The organism is Nitrospira sp., assembly GCA_024998565.1.
Classification (GTDB): domain Bacteria; phylum Nitrospirota; class Nitrospiria; order Nitrospirales; family Nitrospiraceae; genus Nitrospira_A.
On record JACOEM010000007.1, the window covers coordinates 126,306 to 145,539 of the forward strand.

Below are 19,234 nucleotides of genomic sequence, written 5' to 3' on the forward strand. Positions count from 1 at the left end.
GCATGAGGGCGTTTCGATGGGCGGTGTTGGTCATGACGGCGATCGTCGGCTGTGCGAGTCAACACAAGGTGGAGGTGCGGCCGCTGCATGCGGCGGCGGGGACCAGCGCGGTGGTGAGTCAGCAATTGGAGCAGGGCAATCAGTTGTTTGCACAACAGGACTGGGCCGGTGCTCAACAGGTGTATCTGGCGACGATCCAGGCCGACCAGACGCTGGCAGAAGCTCACTACAATCTTGCGTTGACGCTGGAGCGATTGGGCGAGAAAGCGGAAGCCAGGAAACACTATGTCGCCGCGGCGAACCTGGCTCCAGGGAACAAGGTGATTTGGGATGCCCCGCCGCTTCGGAAATACGACCGCGAGCTCGGATTGGACAGAAAATCCTGGATGGATGCCAATCCCAAGTAGCAGTGCCGTACCGGCCGCCCATGCGTCAGAGCGGGGCGGCTGTACCTGAGTCCGGCTGAAGCGGACGTTTCCGTTGGGCCGCGATCGCCAGGATCACCGCTCCCGCCACGATCATGGGAATGCTGAGCATCTGTCCCATCGAAATCGTCCCGACGATGAATCCGATCTGCGCATCCGGCTCGCGAAAGAACTCCACGACAATCCGGCAGATCCCATAGCCCATTAGGAAGGCGCCGAAGACGGTGCCCGATGGCGGCAGGCGGCGGGTGATCAGCCAGAGTACGGTAAAGAGCAGGAGCCCTTCCAGGAACGCTTCATAGAGCTGTGACGGGTGGCGGCAGGCCATACCGCCGGCCGGGAACACCATGCACCAGTCCGCATCTGTGGGGCGGCCGTAGAGTTCGCCGTTAATAAAGTTACCAATTCGCCCCAGTCCGAGACCCACCGGGGTCACACCGGCGGCGAGGTCGGCAATGGTCAGAACCGTCATACCTTGCCGCCTGGCAAACAGTATCAACGCCACAATGGTGCCGATCAGCCCGCCATGAAACGACATGCCGCCTTCCCAGACGGCAAAAATCTTGAGCGGATTCTCCAGGTAGTAAGACAGGTTATAAAACAGGACATACCCCAACCGGCCGCCGGCAAACACGCCGACTGCTGCGTAGACGATCATGTCGTAGACCTGATCGTTGTTCAGCGGCAGCTTCTGCGCCCTGGCTCGGGCCGCGATGATGAAGTACGCCAGCGTGAGGCCGATGAGATACATCAGGCCGTACCACCGGAACTGAAGCGGCCCTACGCGCAAGAAGACCGGGTCGATATCGGGATAGGGGATGGCGTGCAACCAGGACAGCATAGTAGGACTCCACATAGTTTCGCGATCTTATGTGAGCCTGTTCTGCAATGCAAGGCAAGGCGCGAAGCCGCGCCGGCTAAGGCCTGCCGCCGGTTCAGATGTTTTCCCTACGCACACCTGTCGCTTTTCTGAAACGGTTGTCTCCTTCCGTTGTTCACAAAACAGCACCCTTTATGAGAAGTCGTTAACCCGGTGTCGCCGTAACGCAGAAATCCCAACGAATCCGCATCGCGCGGCGGTGGCACGGTTGATGCTGTACTCATCGATAGCTCTCGCCGGAAGTCAGTGGACAGTAAACCTTGTGGTACTAAAGGGAGGATGTCACGATGTCTACCAAGGGGCGTGAAGCAGCGAAGATTGCAGCCATCATCGGAGGGGGCGCAGTTGTGGGGGCGGCGCTGGGATTACTTCTGGCTCCGAAGACCGGGGCGGAAACGAGGCGGGATGTTGCGCGGTATGCCAAGCGGGCGCAGGTTCAGGCTACCCGTTTCAGCCGTTCTGTGAAGAGCGGTGTTTCCACCATGGTGGAACGCAGCAAGGCATTGGTGAAAAGAGACGATCACAAAGAGGCCGCCTAAGCCTGGTGGCTTGCCGGTCCGGTTCCGATAGAAGGCGCCTACTGCAGCGGCCTGTCTCGCGAGGGACAGGCCGTTGTGGCATGAGCAGATGTTCGTCCTGGAAGCTTGACCCCCCGGGAGCCCGATGTTAGATTTCGCCCCGGCAGTTTTTACTGCGGGAGTGGCGGAATCGGCAGACGCCCAGGACTTAAAATCCTGTACTGTAAAAAGTGTGCGGGTTCAAGTCCCGCCTCCCGCACCAAAACGCCAACGCTTTTCTTCCACGACCGGCCCCATTTACGTTCCTCCAAGTTCTTTCCAACCCTGCGAGTGTGAAAACTCCTCCCGTCGGATCCACTTTCAGACCAATCGCAGGACGCCGATACATGCTCTCTCTCGTGTGCCTGGTTCATTTCTGCCGGGAAATGGTGGGCGCCCGCTCTTTCCGGTTTCCGAGAACAGCCTCGGAGAAATTGTAAGGTCCCCTCAACCGTGTCCCATCCGTTAGACCAGAAGCGACCGACGGGTCTTCGTGAGGTCAGTGTCTCGCGTCGCCTGTTGCGCTAGCAAATTGTGATCACTGATTGAGGCTAAGGTGTGTGTCTGCCGGGTCGCGCACTCGATCGTGCCATTGTCAAATCTAAGTGCTGTTGGTGCGGTCTCTATGATTGAATGGGAATTGACCGTGCCGTACTTGAAACGTTTCGCGTCCACAGGGAATGGCGGGGGGTGTTAGGAGCAGAGAATCTCGATCGAGTGGCCCACATGAAGACTTGTCACTGTCTTGCTGCGGAAACCATTTGAAGTCGGGAGGGAAACCGGGAAGTGCGCGAGCAGTTGAGGGCCGCGCGCAGTCGTTCATACCGTGAGTTTCTAGAGTATCGATTTTATGGTGCCGAGGGACAGAATCGAACTGTCGACACCAGCCTTTTCAGGGCTGTGCTCTACCAACTGAGCTACCTCGGCATTTCGGCAGGATGCTGGAGGGGTTTCTGTCTACAGGATCACCGAAGAAAAATCAACTCTTGATGTTCGACGTGGCGGAGAGGGCGGGATTTGAACCCGCGACAGGCTTTTGACCTGTGCCGGTTTAGCAAACCGGTGCCTTCGGCCACTCGGCCACCTCTCCGCAAGTCGCTACCCGCAGAATTTGTATTGAGTTCCCGCGCCTAGATCCTTCGAATACGAACCCTCTCGAAGAAGAGGTGGGATCATACCCCAGAGCATGGAGCGCACTCAAGTGATTCTCGCGAATGATTTTGACGCCGGAGCGGCCGGCTTTTTAGCGGAGTGAGGTGGACGTGGGGACGTGCCGTGATCTTCAACTATCTTTTTCCGAATTCCTTCAGGATATCGAGAAAAGTGCTCTGCCACTGGGCGAGCAGGCCCATGTGTCGTTTGTGGTCTGTGGTGTGAACGAGCTTTCCGTACACTGATCTCCCCGGAGACAAGGTCCGAGACGGACTCATCTGTGCGTGTGAAGTTCCCATGCCAGGGGGATCGATCTCGGCGGATCGGATCACCCCGCTGGTCAGAAGCATTCGCAGCGCATGCGCTTTCTGTTGGGATGATTTGCTTATCACCTTTTTCGAACTGGCCATGAATCCTCGTGGTGCAGTGTGTGTGGGTCGTGACACCGGGTGGACGAACATCACTACATCCACAGAATACGGCCCAGATCTTCGTCGAGTTCCTTGGCTCGTTGGCATTGGCTGCAGCGGGCGAAGAGGCCATCGGTACCGGGTGAGGTCTGAGAACGGAGCACCAATTGATACTTGTGCCCTCCACAGAACGGGCAGGCCTTACCATGAAGTTCTCGGCGCACGGATCCGATTCTTCCGACTTGTTTATGCATGGTGCCTCCGGTGAAAGGGGAGAGTCATTTGGGGGAGCCTGCCGGGGGATTGGGGCAGGGTTTGTAATGACTCGTGCATGCTCAACAATACCCAGCAAGCGGGATGCTGAGAATACCGTGGAGGAGGGGAGGGGTTGTGATCTAAGGAGGGGGGTGCGGTGAAGCGGAAATATTGCCTTTGTGCCTGTATCTAGTAATATTTAAATATCAAATACATATGCGATATAGATGATGTTATTTGAGAGATATTGCCAGGGCCAGGAAGCTGAAGATGAGGGATGGTTCTGAGAGCGCCGGGAGGGCAAAGAGAATAGGAAGATAAATTCGGGGGTGAAGGCAGATCCCGCCAGGAGGATGTCGAGACCTCTTGCCGCCCTGGGTGGGCACAACCAAAGCAGACACCTTCACCCTTTTTCAGTCAACCATGCCGTCAGGTGGTCGTGCAAGTCCGTAGTTGTTCGGAGGTGGAGATATGGGGGGAGATGGGAATGCACTTTCGGGGCGCATTCCCATCGTGGAGAGGAGCCTCTTGATGCGGGACGCTTAGGGGGGAGACCATTCCCATGGCGGATGCTGATCGGGCTCCAACCGGCTATCCCGCGGTGGTGCCCATGCAGACAACCCTCTCACTCCAAGCCTGTTGAGGCGTCCGTTTCTCGATATAGCCGGCGAGAAAGCGGAGCCGGGTTTGGTCGGTCTCAGACATCCGGATAAATTCGAGCCCGACCTGTCCGTTCTTTACCCATCGAACAGCCGCCAATTTGACCTGCAGGGCCGTCGCACTAGTCGGGAAGGATAGGCGCAGGTCCACATACTGCCCCACCTTGAGTTTCATGCTGGTTTTCAGCAGGCAACCCGGCACGGAGAGATTCACCAGCTGTCCCTGTCCCATCATACCTTCACAGGAGAGGATGCAAGTGCTCTGGACCGGTTCGCGCTTGGTGTATCGCTGTTTCACAATGCCTCCTGGTTAGGTGAGCCCCTCATGTCTCGTTATGGTCCAAGTATATGCCGGGATCGAACGATGTCATTCCGCGAGAGGTGTCCCTCGAATGGGGGGCTGTCGTGAATTGTGAGCAACTCATGACGACTGCACTCTCAGCCGCGTGATGATTCAACCGGCGGCTACAGACCGATTTCCCAACCTCCTGAACCGGATAGTTCGCAGACCTTCCCCATCTGTCCGTCATCGTCTATAGGCTGTACATCTTTGGCGTCTAGCACGAATTGATCGTGGGGAACGAGCCGGTGGCATCATCGGATCTGAAGAGATGGCGGCGACAGGTCGACAGGAACGTACGATGGTTGAATGCCTACGGTCCGACGGAAACGACCATTACCGCGAGCCTGTATGAGCCTCCGCTGTCAGTGGAAGAATTTGCCCTTCATACGGTTCCGATCGGGAGGCCGTTGCCGGGCCGGTCGATGTACGTCCTCGACCGGCACCTCGAGCCGGTGCCGTTTGACGTGCCCGGCGAAGTGTATATCGGGGGTGAGACGCTGGCACGCGGCTATCTCGACGATCCGGAACGGACCGCCGGCCTGTTCATTCCAGACCCCTTCGGGGGACGGCCCGGCGCAAGACTGTACAGGACGGGAGATCGAGCATTGGTCAGAAGCGACGGCACCATCGAATTCCATGGCCGTTTTGACGATCAGGTCAAATTGCGCGGGTTCCGTATCGAACCGGGGGAGATCGAAGAGCGGTTGCGCCGTCATCCGGACGTGCGAACCGGTCTGGTTGTTCCACGGGAGGATGCTGAGGGACGGATCAGGCTTGTGGCCTATGTCGTGGTTCGAGAGGGCGCGCAGTTCGACGAACCGGACTTCCGCCGCTGGCTCGCTTCGACCCTGCCGGATTACATGATCCCTTCCCTGATTCTCCCGCTGACCGAGCTGCCGCGGACACCGGGTGGCAAGGTGGATCGAGTGGCCTTACCTGCGCCCGACTGGTCGGCCGTCAGCCGACAATCGTATGTGGCTCCCGCAACGCCGTTGCAGCGCCGGCTGGCCGTAATGTGGAGCGAGGTGCTGGCTGTTGGCCGGATCGGCCTCCATGACAATTTTTTCGATTTGGGCGGACATTCCCTTCTCGCCGTTCAGCTGATCGCCCGCATCCAGAACCTGGTCGATCGCCCGCTGGCCCTGATGGAGTTGTTTCAGTTTCCCACCCTGGCGACTTTGGCTGAGCACCTCGAAGGGGAGCGTCGTGACATATCACCGGAGATCCTCGTGCTGCACGAGGGAGGCGCCGCGCCGCCGCTGTTTTGTTTTGACCCGACCGGCACGCATGTTCAGGCCTATCGCCCGCTCGCACTCTCGATGGAGGATGAACGTCCCGTCTACGGATTGTCGTTGAGCCATCTCTTCACCATGCGTTGGCAGGATGTCTCCATTCACCAACTTGCCGAACGACAGGCCCGGCTGATTCGTGAGCGTCAACGACAGGGCCCTTATCATCTCCTGGGCTGGTCGAACGGCGGGGTCCTTGCCTTGGCGGTGGCACGACTGCTGGAGCAGGGCGGGAACGCGGTCGCGTTTCTCGGTCTGTTGGACACGCAACCGGACCAGGCCGTCTCTGCGGCCGGTGACGCAACGCCTGTCGAGGAGTTAATGGCCTACATACGGCAGGACCGGAGAGGCAATTTCGAGTCGATCCCTCAGCAGGAACGAGAGGCGCTCCAGCAGCATCTGGCGTCGCTGCCGGACGACGACCGCCTGGAGTATGCCATTCAATGGGCGAGGGAACGGAACTTTCTTTCCGATGAGGAGGCCCAGGCCTCGATCGGATCCCTGAAGCTCGGTTATGCCCTGGCGCGAGAGGTTGCACGATTCTTGACCGTGACCCGATCCAATCCGATTCAGGCGCCGATCCACGTCTGGTGGACGACGAGCACCTTGGCGAGACACGGCAAGGGCCCGGTCGACTGGTCGGCCCATACAACAGGTCTCGTGTCGGTGGATACGGTGGTCGGAGATCACGTGGACGCCGTCTACAGCATCCACGCACACCAGCGGATCGGCGACCAGCTCGCCGGCATTCGCGCGCCCACGGCATAACGAACCAGACGGTTCGGTCCCGATGCGGGTTTCACGCCTCTCTTGCGGCCACTGAGGCAGAAGACTCCGTGGTCCTCCGCGTTTACAGTCCTTCGTGATCTCATCCGGAAGACATCCGTCCGGACCTGCCACGCGCGGACGTTCAACCTTGTGAAGGAGAGTGACGTGGCAGGACTTCCGGAAATGGCTCAGGTGCCGGCGCGGACTGTCGGACCGGAGCGGTCCTGGCGAAAAAAAGGTAGACCACCGGCACCAGGAAGAGGGTGAGGAGCGTTGAGACGACGAGCCCGTTGATCACGACCAGGCCGATGTGCCAGCGTCCGGCCGCGCCGGCGCCCGTCGCCATCGCCAAGGGCAGCGCGGCCAGAATGGTGGACAGTGTCGTCATGACGATGGGTCGCAAGCGCAACACGGCGGCCTCGACGATGGCAGCGCGCGGAGTTTTTCCCTCCTGGCACAGCTGGTTGGCAAATTCGACGATGAGGATGGCGTTTTTGGTGACGAGGCCGATCAGAATCATCAACCCGATCTCACTATAGATGTTCAAGGTGCCGCGGAACAGCAGCAGCGCCAGCAGTGCGCCGGCCAGCGCCGGGGGAACCGAAACGAGGACGGTGATCGGATGGCGGAAGCTCTCGAACTGCGCGGCCAGGATGAGGTAGACGACAAGCAGGGCCAGGAGAAACGTGAGATGCAGATTGCCCGACGACTCCTTGAACTCTTTCGTTTCTCCCGCATAACTGATGGTTGCACCGGGAAGCAGGTGCTTGCGGATCGTCTGTTCCAATAACTCGACGGACCGGCTGAGCGTCGAATCGGCTCCCACTCCCGCGCTGATCGTGACGGCCCTCAGTTTCTCGTAATGGTTCAGCTGTTTCGGGGCCACGGTTTCCCGCAACGTGACGACATTGCTCAGGGGAATCAAATCCCCCTGGGTCCCACGGACGTGTAGCCCGTCGATATCCGATCTGGTGCCGCGTTGATGGGGCCGCGTTTGCATGATGACGGGATACTCTTTGCCTTCGCGCATGAACATGGAGGCCTTTCTCCCGCCGAGGAACACTTCCAACGTCCTGCCGATCGTCTCGATCGGAATGCCCAGGTCCGCGGCCTTGTCGCGGTTGATCTCCACCCGGAGTTCCGGTTTGTTCAAATCCAAATCGCTCTCGACATTGACCACCTCCTGGTTTCCGGTGAGGTCATGCCGGATCTGTGTCACGATCTTGTCCAACACCTCGTAGGAGGGGCCGCGAACCACCAACTGCACCGACGTTTTGCTGTCTTCCTGATTAAACGGTGGCGGATTGAGAGCAAAGACCGTGGCACCGGGGATGGCGGAGAGGGCAGGTTGCACGTCATCGACGATCTCCTGCTGGCCGCGGTTGCGATCGGACCAATCCTTGAGCGTCACCCAGGTCACGGCCCGGTTCACCAGGGTCGGCCTCCAGCCTCGCGCGACCACCGTATAGTAGGAATCCATTTCGGGGATCCGTGCGACGGTGCCCTCGGTGTCCCTGGCGTACCGGTCTGTGTAGTCGAGCGTGGATCCCTCCGGCGCGCTGACGTGGACGGCAAACCAACCGGTATCTTCAAGGGGCGCCAGTTCGCTCGGGAGTCCCAACATAAGGGCCGCGCTGACGATCAGTGACAAGACCGCCCCGCTGAAGATGGTCGAGGGCCTTTCCAACGCGATCTCCAGGGCGAGACGATATCGATGGGTGAGCCAGCGGAGCCAGGCGGAGGCGTCCAGCGCGGAGCCTCGCGCCGGGGACGCGGTTCCCCCGGTCTTGCCCAGCAAGCGCGCGCACATGGCCGGAGTGAGGGTGAGCGCGATAAACCCTGAGAGGAGCACCGAGCCTGCGACGGCGATGCCCAGTTCGGCAAACAGGCGACCGACGATACCCGGAAGAAATATGATCGGAAAGAAGACCGCCGCAAGCGTGAGGGTCGTTGAGATGACCGCAAACCCGATTTCCCGGCTGCCTTCGATTGCGGCTTGCGTCGGGCTCAACCCCTGTTCAATGCGGCGGTAGACGTTTTCCACCACGACGATGGCGTCGTCTACCACCAATCCGATGGCCAGCACGAATCCCAACAGGGTGATCGTATTGATCGAGCTGCCGGTCATCTGCATGATCACGAAAGTGCCCAGGATGGAGCCTGGAATGGCGACGGCGGGGATGAGTGTGGCGCGGGCGCTGCGCAAGAACAGGAACACTACCAGCACGACGAGCAGCACGGACAGGCCGACGGCCTCGTACACTTCATGCAGCGACCGCTCGATGTAGATCGAGCTGTCGAACGCCGTGACGAGCTGCATCCCTTCCGGCAGCAACGCCTCCATGGCCGGGATGGTGCGCTTGACGGCGCGTGCCGCTTCGAGCGTATTCGCCTTCGACTGTTTCATGATGCCGAGGCCGATGGCGGGTTTGCCGTTCACGCGCACGAGTTTCCGATCGTCTTCCGGGCCGATCTCCGCGGCACCCACGTCCTGCAGCCGGACCGGATAGCCGTCCCGATAGGCCAGAATCAGTTGATTGAACTGCGCCGCTTTCTCCAGCCCTCCGCCCATGCGCACGCTGAACTCCCGCTGGGTGCTTTCGATCCGGCCGGTGGGCATGGAGACGTTTTGAGTCCGGAGCGCATCTTCGACGTCCTGTACGGTGAGGAGCCGCGAGGCAAGTCGGTCGGGATCCAGCCAGACACGCATCGCATATCGGCGTCCTCCGTCCAGCATGACGCTGGAGACGCCGGGCAGGGGCGCGAGTCGATCCTTCAGCTGCCGTTCTGCAAAGTCCGTCATTTCCAGTTCGGTGTGGCGGTCGCTGATCAGCGCCAGCCACATGATGCCGTCGGAGTCGCTGTCTTCCTTCATCACCAAGGGCGCTTCGATGCCCTGCGGAAGCAGGTATTGCACTCTCGTCACACGATCGCGCACGTCGTTGGCCGCCGCATCCAGGTTGCGCGTCAAGGAGAATTCGAGACCGATCGTGGAGAGTCCCTCACGACTGGTCGAGCGTAACGTCCGGAGCCCTTCCACGCCGCTGAGGGCATCCTCCAGCACCGAGGTGATATCCGTTTCCACCAATTGGGCGTCGGCGCTCGGATAGACGGTCATGACCGACACGATGGGGAAGGTGGTGTCGGGATACTCGCGGACCGGCAAGCGGGAATAGGAGAGCAGTCCGAAGAGCATCAGCAGGAGCGTCGCGACGGCGGCGAGGACGGGTCGCTCAATGGAGAGGGCGGAGAGTCTCATGGGGAGGTCCGATAGGTTGTCGTTAGTGAGGCGACGAGGACAGGGCCAGAATGGAATCGCCGTTCTGCAGCTTGTGGTGGCCGACCCGGACCACCGTATCTTGTTCCGTGAGTCCGTCCAGTACTTGCACGAAGCCCCTGGTGCGGGTGCCCAGCGTGACCTCTCGCTGTTGGGCGGTTCCGTCCTGGGCGAGGTAGACGTAGGCCTTGTCCTGTTTCGGCATGACGGCCTCTTCCGGAATCAGCAGTGCCCGCTCTTCCTGTCCGAACGTGAGGAGGACTTGCGCGAACATGCCGGGTCTGAGCCGCAGCTGTGGATTCGGAATTCTCGCCCGCACCTGCACGGACCTCGTGCTCGGGTCGACCTGAGGATCGATCACGTACACCGTGCCGTGGAATGTATCCCCCGGATAGGCGTCCGTGGTCAGTTCGAGGGACTGACCCGGTGCCAGATGGCGCAGCATGGTCTCCGGCACCTTGAAATCGATCTTCAAGGTGTCGAGATCTTCCAGGTTCACGAGATCCCGGCCGGCACCGACGAAGTCGCCGGGGGAGACGCGCCGGATGCCTGTCACGCCGGTGAAGGGAACGCGAATTTTCGTTTTGGCCAGTCTGGTCGCATAGAGCGCGTGGTTGGCTTGAGAGACTTGCAGCGCGCCGGCCACTTCATCGAGTTGCTGTTTCGTCACGTACCGCTTTCCGTCGAGGTCGAGTCGTTTGAGCCGTTCGTAGGTGAGGCGGCTGACTTTGAGTTGCGCCGCGGCTTGAGCCAGTTCCGCCTGGAGTTCCGAATCGTCCATTTCGATGAGCAGTTGGTCTTTCTCCACCGTCTGACCTTCTTGAAACCAGACCTGGCGGATTCGTCCCGCGATTTCCGGACGGATCATGATGCTCTCATTGGCCCGCAAGGTGCCGACGGCTTTGATCGTGTGCCGGATCGCCTCGGCAGTGACCGGGGCGAGCACGACGGCCGTCCCTGCCGGCACGCTTTCGGTCACTTCTGAGGCAGGGACCGGAGTCAGCACGGTCCATTTCACGGCGAGCATCGCGGAGAGTGCGAGCAACGCGAAGATGACGAGGTAGGTGGTACGACGGAGCGTCATGAGCGGTGTGGCTGGTCCTGGCTCCTACAGCGTGAAACGAGAGAATCGTCAAACGTACAACGTCAAACCAGAATCGTCACAAACGAGAAACTTGGCGCTTCATGGCATAGGCTGTTTTCTGCGGACGAGAGAGGAACGACGTTTCACGAACTATCGATCGGGAACGAGCCCCGGTGTTGTTTACTTAAACTCGAGCTTCTTGAGACCGTGGACCGGCAGTTCAACCTGTCCGAAATCCGAGTCGCCTTTGAAGCTGCCGTCGATCGCCAGGGGAAAGTCGCCCGTCTTGCCGTTGGTCAAGGTAATGTGGAGTGTCGGCAGCCCCTTGTCCGCTCCGGGAGTGACTTCGACCTGTTTGACGCCGTCGAACTTGATGTTCACCGTGGCGGTGCCGCGTTTCACCGGCAGGTGCTTCAATTCGTGGGGGATGAACGAGGTTTCGCTGACCTTTTCTTCCCAGTAAAAAAGCACATTCTTCAGGTCGGTTTGCATGTCTTTCGCATCGGTCACCAGCGCGTGAAACGGTTTATCGCCGTTCTGTTGCGCAGAAGCGGGCGCGGCGTTCCAGCAGAGAGAGGCGGCGACAGCGGCGGTAACAACGAAGACTGATTGTAAGAGATGGCGGCGTGACAACATGAGTCCCTCCGATAGGTCGGTCAAGAATGGTGATTATTCCATACGATATGAAAACGGCAGATTGAGATGCACTTTCGATTGCGCCAATTGATGTTTCACCTGTAGGGGAAAGGCATTGCGCACCATGTCCAATGTGTGTCGATCCAGAATGCTGTGTCCGGAGCTTTCTTCCAGCACCAGATCAAGCAAATGGACCGCCGCTCCTCGCTGCTCGATCGTCAGGCGCAAAATGACGCGCCCTTCCCAATGGTTCCGTTTCGCCTCCGCCGGGTAGCGCTTGCGTTGCTCGACCGAAGACCAGACCGCCTGGCCAAGCCAGCCGAAGTCAGCTTGGGCCTCCGGACGGCCTTGCACCGCTCTCTGCTGCACGACCCGATGCTGTACCGATTGGATCTCGCGCTGGACGACGGCCTGTTGAATCTGTTGACGAGCTTCCACCGGTGCGGGTGCCGACTCGATCGCCGGGGTGTCGCTCACGACGGCGGCCGCCTGAGTGATGGGCTCTGCCTGTCGGCTGACCGGTTCGGCTGAAGCCACGGCTTGAGGCGCCGAGAACTGCTGTACGACCGGAGCCGATTCTTCGACTAGCGCGGTGCTTTCTACGACGGTCTGCACCACTTCAGACGTAGGACTGACCGCCTCCTGTATCGGCCGTGTGACCGTTTCCACTTGCTGCTGGGTGACCTGTTGAATGGCCTGAGCGGTCTGCACAGGCATGCTCTCCTGGACCGGCTGGATCTGTTGAACCGGCTGCACCTCACGGGTGGGCTGGACGGGCCGGACCACGGGCTGGGTCTTCACCGGTTGAACCTGCTTGGGGGTCGGCGGCGTGACCGGCTGCGGTGTGGGCGGTGGTTGCGATTCGACGGGAGGGGGAGGAGCCGGTTCGGCCGCAGGAGGCGGAGACTGCACGACCGCGACATCCCACTTGAAGGTGGGCGGAGGCGGCGGAGGCAGTTCGGTGAGGAGCATCATGGCCATGCCCACGAAGAGGCCGTGCGTCGTCATGGAGAACGCCCAGCACAGCGAAGTACGTTGGCGCGGCGACGAGTCCCAGTGGGCTGTCAGGCTCATGAACGTACCACCTCCAAGTTGACCTGCTGAAATCCAAGTCCGCGAATTTCATCGACCACAGCCACAAATCGATCCAGCACCGTCACCCGGTCGGCGCGCACCAGCACGGAAGATTCGCGTGGATGAGGATTGAGCACGATCCGTAGTCCGTCGGGCGGCACCGGCTGGTCGTTCATGAAGAGCGAGCCTTCGGCCGTCAGGGTAATCACGAGCGGTACGTCCTTTCGGTCTCCGGATTCCTTGGCCTTGGCCAGTTGGACCGGTACCTGGCCGGTGGTGATAAAAGTCGCCGTGGTCAGGACGATCACCAGTAAGACCAACATGACGTCCACCAGAGGGATGACATTGATCTGGTCGATGTCACGTCCCATGTTGAACCTTGAACTGGGTGAGGAGTTCCGTGACGCGCCGACGAAGCACGTTGTTGAGAACGACGCAGGGAATCGCGACGAGTAGCCCGACCGCCGTGGCCTTGAGGGCGAGACTCAGTCCCACCATGATGGTCTGGACGGCCATGGCACCGGATGTGCCCATGGTATGGAACGTCAACATGATCCCGAGCACGGTCCCGAGCAGACCGATGTAGGGGGCGTTGGCCGCAACGGTGCCGATGACGACCAATCGTTTCGTGAGGGCTACTTCGAATTCCTGCTCCGAGCGGTATCGACGGAGATCGATGCGACGGTAGAAGACCCACCGTTCCACGGCAACCGCTATGGCCCACATGCTCAGGACTAAGAGCAGACCGATAATGCCGTAATCGACAAAACCTTTGAGACTCTCCACGGAACCATCCCTTTCTGTTCGGCGACGTGTGATGGTCGTGAGGCCACATGGATGATGGACGCACAGACCCGTATACATACGACGTACGAGCCTGCCCATTCCGCACCCATGGGCGAAGTTTTTTATAGAATAGTGCCTTGCCTTGATGGTGCAGGCAGTTGGTGTCATATCTTGTAGCAATACTTTATGTTTTGAAGGGGCTGGTAGGATGATGGGTGGTAACTCTGCGCGTCCTCACGTCTGTTCTCAGTGTCGCGTCGAGGTGTCGGCCACGGCCTGCGGCCGGCGGTCTTCGACGTAGGCGTACCCTTTACCATGCATGCAGCCGCTCAGGTTGATGCCGCCTGCCAGGGTTTCTTTGTTATGTTCCTGCCCTGAGAGCACCTCAGCCTTGCAGTGTTCCCAGTCCTGTGCGGTTTGGTCTGCGGTATTCTCCGGATGAACCCACCGGCCTTCGACGCAGCCGGAGAGGAAGAGGAGAAGAATAGGCGCGAGGTAATGCATGGAATTCCTTTTGAGCGGTTCAGTGGTGGTGACTCTCAAGGGATTGCCGGGCGAATGACAGATCACTATCGGTTATTCGCCCGGCTTCTTCTCGGCGGAAGTGCGTTAGAATCGCAATCCAACTGTGGCCAGCACCGTCCGAGGCTCGCCGAAGAAGAACTGCGATGAGCCGTTGTAGGAGGTGGCGACGTATCGCTGATCCAGAAGGTTCCGGATATTGAGCGCGACATTCATGCCCTTCGCTCCCAGCCAATTGCCCTTCTGCAGATCCCGATTGTAGTACAGGGCTGCATCGGCTCTGATGTAGCCGGGCATGTCCACTTGCCCTTCGAAGATGGTGGAATTGCGACTGCTATAGGCGAACAGTCCTCCGCCGAATCCGAAGCCCTGCAGCGGGCCTTCCTGAAAATGGTACGTCGACCAGAGGGTGAACTTGTTGTAGGGCACGTTGGCGAGCCGTTTCGCCACCAGTGACAGATCGTTATCCTTGGTCACCTCGGCGTCGGTATAGGCATAGCCGGTGATGATGTTCCACCCCGGGGTGATTTGGGCGGTCACGTCCAATTCCACGCCCTGACTGCGTTGTTCACCTGTCTGGACAGAGAAGCCTTGCAGCGCCAGCGCCGGATCAGGGTTGGGCGTGAGTAGATTTTCACGGGTCAGGTGAAACCAGGCGAGGGTGGCTGACACGCGATTGTCGAAGAAAAGCGTTTTCATACCGACCTCGTATTGGGTCGACCGTTCCGGCTTGAACAGGTTACCGTTGGGGTTGAAGGAGGAAGGGGAACTCGGCTGAAACCCCTTGGTCCAGGATGTATAGAGCGAAATGGGTTTGATCGGTTGATAGACCAACCCCAAGCGCGGGCTGACCGCATGGTTATCCGACGCATGACTTGCCGTGGTCGATTGCGTGGATTGATGCACATAATCGAAACGCAGGCCGCCCATGAACTTCAGGTTCGGCAGAAGAGTGATCTGGTCCTGCACGTAGAACGCCGCGGTCTTGTTGTCGGCCTGGAAACTGACCCGGTCTCCGTCGAAGGGCAGCGGGCTCAGTGAGTAGTTCGGCGCGAAGAGATCCAGTGACGGGGCCGAACCCGACGTGAAGATGAATTGATCGGTCTTCTCCTGCCGCAATTCGACACCGGTCAACAACGTATGGTCCATCTCCAGAAAGCGAATATGGCCCACCACGTTGGTCACCATCGAATTGGCGTGCCGGCGGGCTACGGCCGGTTGCAGGACCTGAAATCTCTGGAACGTGCGTTCGTCCGGCTCCAGAAAGAATCCGCCTGCGTATAAATTATTCTTGTCGTCCTCCACGATGGTATGTCTGAACGCATTGCGAATGGACCACTTGTCGTTGAACTGATGGGTGAGGTCATACCCGAAGCGATATGACGTACGGTTGAACGTACTGAAGTCTCCCAGGGTCACGGAACGGTTGCGTGGAATGGGCCCGTTGAGGTTGGGGAGAATGGTCCCTTGAGCCGGCAGGCCGTAGGGGTCATTGCTCCACCGTCTGAGATAATCGGCTTCGACGGTCAGCGTGGTCCGTGAGCTCATCAGCCAGGTGATGCTCGGCGCGATGGCTGCGAGATCGCGATTGGCATAGTCGATAAAACTGCCGGCTTTCTGCCCGGCTACGTTTAATCGATACAAGACGGTCTTATCGGCATTGAGCGGGCCGGTGGCATCAAGCTCGGATCGGTAGAAGTTGAAGTTTCCTAACGTGACATTGGCTGAATAGCCTGCATTCGGCAGGGGTTTGTTCGTCACGATGTTGATCACACCGCCCGGATCTCCCTGCCCGTAGAGGACGGCCGCCGGACCCTTCAGGACTTCAAGCCGTCGGATATTGTAGGTGTCGGAGGCGGTGAATTGGGCGAAGGGATCGAGCAAGCCGTTGCGAAAGTAACTGCGATCCGTCGCGCTGAAGCCCCGAATGATGAGCGAGTCATAGAGGGAGGCCGCAGACTCCGTGGCGTTGATGCCGGACACGTTCTCCAGCGTGTTCTGGAGCCGGAAGGTGCGTTGTTCTTCGATGACCTTGCGCGTGATGACCTGAATCGATTGCGGCACGTCGCGAATCGGCGTGTCGGTTCTGGTGGCCGTGGTGGCTTCTTCCGCAACATACGACTGGGTATCGTCGTCTCGTTCACGGATATCCTTCACGACGATCTCGGGGACCTTCACCGATTTCTGAGCAGCGGGACGCGGCACAGCCTGAGGCATGGGGTCTGTCGACGGACTTTGAATCGTCGGAGCCGACAGAGCCGGAAAGCCGACGGCCTGCTCGAGGGTGACGCTTCCGGCGCTCGTGGTGCGATAGGAGAGGCCCGTGTCGTGCAACAGCATCCGCAAGGCTTCCTCCGGTGCGTAGTCTCCAGAAACGCCTTGCGTCTGGAGATCGCGGGCGATGGTCGCATCGAACAGCACTTCGATGTTTGTTGCGTCCGAAAACTGAAGCAGGGCAGAAGACAGGGGCTGAGGGGCAATTGCAAAGGATCGCGAGGCCGTGGAAGACGGCTCTTGCGCGTGGGCCCAGGAGCCTTGACTGGAAAGCATGAGGAGAAGGCTGCAGAGCAGTATGTGAATCGTGGTGCAGGAGCCCGGTCTGGATGAGGCTTCCCGACGAGTGCGGAGCGTCGTGATGGTTCGGAACATTGCTTGGTCCTTTCCGTCGTGGGGCGATGGGTGATGCGGCCGTCTTGACGGCCCACTCACTACGACGGACGGGACGGAAGAAAGGTCTAGTGCGCGAAGAAAATTTCAGGATTTCCTGGGGAGGCCCCGATACAGGAGGATGACGCGATCGGCCAACGAGACGATCCGGACGGGAAGGCTTTCTTCGATGGCGGGCAGGAGATGATCCAATCGCTCGGTGTCGAACGAGCCGGTGACGGGCAGGGTTTTCAGGGACTCATCACGGAAGATGACGACCCGGCCGGAACGGTATCGTGCCAATTCAGCGAGGACTTCGGGTAAGGGTTGGTTCTCGAAGATCAGGCGATGGTGGCGCCAGGCCAGCGCGCGGTTCAAATCCGCGGCTTCAACCCGGTCGATCCCTCCATCAGGCCGATACCGAAGGTGTTCTCCCGCGTGCACGTCGGCGAATGTCTCTTGTCCCAAGCGGACCCGGATGCTGTGTTCGGTGACCGTGACAATGGTGCGATCGGGACCTGTTCTCACGTTGAATGCCGTCCCCAACGCCTGGATTGTGCCCCTGCCGGCTTCGACCTCAAAGGGGCGAGTCGCATCCGGCGCGACGGTGAAGAACGCTTCTCCCCGATGGAGCGTCAGCCTCCGTCCCTGTTCCGTCATCGACACGGACAATGCCGTATCCGTATTCAGCTGTACGATCGATCCATCGGCCAGGGTGACCGTTCGCTCTTCTCCCACCGCCGTGCGGTAATCGCCGAGCGGCAACCAGGCGGTCGTGATCCAGAGACCGATGCCTGCGACGAGCACGAGGCTTGCCGCCAGCGCCGCAACACGCCGCCAAGAGCGGGATGTTCCCCGCGGATCGGTGATCGTGTTCTCTGTAAGGTACCGATCGAACTCGCGGATGTCGTCGGGATCTATATTGTCCAGCTCGTGCCAGAAGCGTTTAGCCTCCCGATAGGCCTCCCGATGGGAAGGATCGGACGAGAGCCATTCAGCCAAGCGCAGCCGCTCGTCGGCCGTGATCGTGCCGGACTCTATTCGTACCAGCCACTCGGATGCAGTCGAGGCGAGGCTGTCGCGTTCCGGTGTGTTCATCGAGATGGTCATGGTAGCGCGTCGGTCGTTACCCTGTCATCTTCCGCTTCGACAGGTTCCCATTAACAGTAGGCGAGCGAGGCGAGGAGAACATCTATTCAGTCGGCACATTCAGGATGTGAGATCCTGGAGTCGGGTTCTGCAAAAGTCCACCGCCTTGATCATGTGCTTGACGACGGTGCTTTGGGAAATGCCCAGCTTGACGGCCACGTCGGCATGGCTCAAGTGGTGAAATTTGATGAGCACAAACACCTGCCGGCATTTGGGGGGAAGTTCATCGATAGCCAGTTTCAAGTGTGTGACCTGCTGTTTCGACCAGACGACGGTTTCAATCGAGGGCGCGGGATCTGCCTGGTCGATCGGGCGTTCAGGATTGTCGAGCGTCACGGTCTCGCGGTATTGCTGCCGACGATGGTGGTCGATGACGAGATTCGTGGCGATGCGAAAGAGAAAGGCGCGCGGATTGGTGAGGACCTCGCCTGACCTGTTCTGCAGCAGGCGAACAAACGTATCCTGGACCAGGTCCTTGGCGGTTTCCGTGCAGCCCAGGCGGCGAGTCAGGAATTGCTGCAGGTCGTGGCCGTGATCTCGGATCAGCGTCGACATTTCCAGGTGGGTACGTGCTTCCATTCAGTATGGTTCCGTCGCAGAACAGGGTTGTGCGATCGTGATTCGCGGCGGTTGGATAGTAGTGGCGGGCAGACGCAAAAGGGAATGTTCGATTTCCAGGTGCATTTGGATGGAGCCGAATATTGGGGTGTGGTCGAAGCCCCCGCATACGTCTTACTCAGCAAGGACTGGACGAGCGAAGGGGGGCGACAGGTGAATCGTGCAACTGCTGCAGTCAGGAAATCGGCACTTCCGGATACTGTGTCCGGAAAGCGAGCACTCGCGACTCAAGAAGCGCTCGAGCGGGTCCGGTCGAGCCTGGGGCGTTCCGGTTTGAGATGGAGCCCACAGCGGGAACAGATTGTGATGGCCTTTCTCACACAGGATCACATCACCATCCGCAGCTTGTATGGATTCCTCAATCGAAACGGGCGTCGGGCCCCGCTGAATACGATTTACCGGACGATGCGGGTGTTGTGTGACAACGGGTTCGCGCAGACGCGACGCTTCGGCGAAGAAACGCAGTATGACAACATTTCAGCGAAAGGAGACCACGATCATCTGATCTGCACAGGCTGCGGTCATATCGTCGAGTTTGAAGACCCGGCCATCGAAGGGTTGCGGCAGCAGGTCGCGTCGTCGAACGGTTTCCATCTCACCGGCCGGAATCTCGAATTGTACGGGCTCTGTGCCGGTTGCCGCTCTCAACCGGCATCACCGGCCATGGCGTGAGCGTCGTCTGCCGGCGTTCCACGCCGGCACCG

General features: G+C 59.5%; 17 protein-coding genes and 3 tRNA genes. 5 read left to right on the top strand and 15 right to left on the bottom strand.

Annotated features, from left to right (window positions below; translation table 11 throughout):
* Positions 1 to 2 precede the first annotated feature (2 nt).
* On the top strand, positions 3 to 407 hold the full coding sequence (locus H8K11_12775) for a tetratricopeptide repeat protein (GenBank protein MCS6264623.1): 405 nt from the start codon (positions 3 to 5) through the stop codon (positions 405 to 407).
* Positions 408 to 432: 25 nt separating this feature from the next.
* On the opposite strand, the gene H8K11_12780 is transcribed toward H8K11_12775, so the two are convergent.
* Positions 433 to 1,245: a prolipoprotein diacylglyceryl transferase gene (locus H8K11_12780; GenBank protein MCS6264624.1), complete on the bottom strand. Its 813-nt coding sequence runs from the start codon at positions 1,243 to 1,245 to the stop codon at positions 433 to 435.
* 347 nt (positions 1,246 to 1,592) lie between these two features.
* On the opposite strand from H8K11_12780, the gene H8K11_12785 reads away from it, so the two are divergent.
* A complete protein-coding gene (locus H8K11_12785) occupies positions 1,593 to 1,844 on the top strand; it encodes a YtxH domain-containing protein (GenBank protein ID MCS6264625.1) in 252 nt (83 codons plus the stop codon).
* Between the two features lie 154 nt (positions 1,845 to 1,998).
* Positions 1,999 to 2,085, top strand: a tRNA-Leu gene (locus H8K11_12790).
* Positions 2,086 to 2,713: 628 nt separating this feature from the next.
* Here the strand turns inward: H8K11_12790 and H8K11_12795 are convergent.
* The 4 genes from H8K11_12795 to H8K11_12810 all read right to left on the bottom strand — a co-directional run bounded on the left by H8K11_12795 (position 2,714) and on the right by H8K11_12810 (position 4,636).
* Positions 2,714 to 2,789: transfer RNA gene (locus tag H8K11_12795), tRNA-Phe, on the bottom strand.
* A 72-nt stretch (positions 2,790 to 2,861) separates the two neighbouring features.
* A tRNA-Ser gene (locus H8K11_12800) sits at positions 2,862 to 2,952 on the bottom strand.
* A gap of 525 nt (positions 2,953 to 3,477) precedes the next feature.
* Entirely contained in the window at positions 3,478 to 3,678 is a 201-nt protein-coding gene (locus H8K11_12805) for a hypothetical protein (GenBank protein MCS6264626.1), read from the bottom strand.
* Positions 3,679 to 4,270: 592 nt separating this feature from the next.
* Positions 4,271 to 4,636, bottom strand: coding sequence for a PilZ domain-containing protein (locus tag H8K11_12810; protein ID MCS6264627.1), 366 nt, complete (start codon positions 4,634 to 4,636; stop codon positions 4,271 to 4,273).
* Positions 4,637 to 4,926: 290 nt separating this feature from the next.
* Here H8K11_12810 and H8K11_12815 point away from each other — a divergent pair, with 290 nt between their 5' ends.
* Positions 4,927 to 6,738, top strand: coding sequence for an AMP-binding protein (locus H8K11_12815; protein ID MCS6264628.1), 1,812 nt, complete (start codon positions 4,927 to 4,929; stop codon positions 6,736 to 6,738).
* 142 nt (positions 6,739 to 6,880) lie between these two features.
* Here the strand turns inward: H8K11_12815 and H8K11_12820 are convergent, their stop codons facing one another.
* The 10 genes from H8K11_12820 to H8K11_12865 all read right to left on the bottom strand — a co-directional run bounded on the left by H8K11_12820 (position 6,881) and on the right by H8K11_12865 (position 18,491).
* Positions 6,881 to 9,997, bottom strand: coding sequence for an efflux RND transporter permease subunit (locus tag H8K11_12820; protein ID MCS6264629.1), 3,117 nt, complete (start codon positions 9,995 to 9,997; stop codon positions 6,881 to 6,883).
* Between the two features lie 22 nt (positions 9,998 to 10,019).
* Positions 10,020 to 11,099 carry an efflux RND transporter periplasmic adaptor subunit gene (locus tag H8K11_12825; GenBank protein ID MCS6264630.1) on the bottom strand — a complete coding sequence of 360 codons (1,080 nt, stop codon included), beginning with the start codon at positions 11,097 to 11,099 and terminating at the stop codon, positions 10,020 to 10,022.
* Positions 11,100 to 11,279: 180 nt separating this feature from the next.
* Positions 11,280 to 11,735, bottom strand: coding sequence for a hypothetical protein (locus tag H8K11_12830; protein MCS6264631.1), 456 nt, complete (start codon positions 11,733 to 11,735; stop codon positions 11,280 to 11,282).
* A gap of 33 nt (positions 11,736 to 11,768) precedes the next feature.
* Complete coding sequence (locus H8K11_12835) at positions 11,769 to 12,809, bottom strand: energy transducer TonB (protein ID MCS6264632.1); 1,041 nt, start codon at positions 12,807 to 12,809, stop codon at positions 11,769 to 11,771.
* Positions 12,806 to 13,180 carry a biopolymer transporter ExbD gene (locus tag H8K11_12840; GenBank protein MCS6264633.1) on the bottom strand — a complete coding sequence of 125 codons (375 nt, stop codon included), beginning with the start codon at positions 13,178 to 13,180 and terminating at the stop codon, positions 12,806 to 12,808. The genes H8K11_12835 and H8K11_12840 overlap by 4 nt, the downstream gene beginning before the upstream one ends.
* Positions 13,170 to 13,595, bottom strand: coding sequence for a TonB-system energizer ExbB (exbB, locus tag H8K11_12845; GenBank protein MCS6264634.1), 426 nt, complete (start codon positions 13,593 to 13,595; stop codon positions 13,170 to 13,172). Before exbB ends, H8K11_12840 begins: the two co-directional genes overlap by 11 nt.
* Positions 13,596 to 13,841: 246 nt before the next feature.
* On the bottom strand, positions 13,842 to 14,099 hold the full coding sequence (locus H8K11_12850) for a hypothetical protein (GenBank protein MCS6264635.1): 258 nt from the start codon (positions 14,097 to 14,099) through the stop codon (positions 13,842 to 13,844).
* A gap of 105 nt (positions 14,100 to 14,204) precedes the next feature.
* Positions 14,205 to 16,766, bottom strand: coding sequence for a TonB-dependent receptor (locus H8K11_12855; protein ID MCS6264636.1), 2,562 nt, complete (start codon positions 16,764 to 16,766; stop codon positions 14,205 to 14,207).
* 105 nt (positions 16,767 to 16,871) lie between these two features.
* Entirely contained in the window at positions 16,872 to 17,873 is a 1,002-nt protein-coding gene (locus H8K11_12860) for a FecR family protein (GenBank protein ID MCS6264637.1), read from the bottom strand.
* 99 nt (positions 17,874 to 17,972) lie between these two features.
* Positions 17,973 to 18,491, bottom strand: coding sequence for an RNA polymerase sigma factor (locus H8K11_12865; protein ID MCS6264638.1), 519 nt, complete (start codon positions 18,489 to 18,491; stop codon positions 17,973 to 17,975).
* Positions 18,492 to 18,731: 240 nt separating this feature from the next.
* Here H8K11_12865 and H8K11_12870 point away from each other — a divergent pair, with 240 nt between their 5' ends.
* The gene (locus H8K11_12870; GenBank protein MCS6264639.1) at positions 18,732 to 19,202 is read left to right on the top strand and encodes a transcriptional repressor; all 471 of its coding nucleotides are present in this window, start codon (positions 18,732 to 18,734) and stop codon (positions 19,200 to 19,202) included.
* Positions 19,203 to 19,234 lie beyond the last annotated feature (32 nt).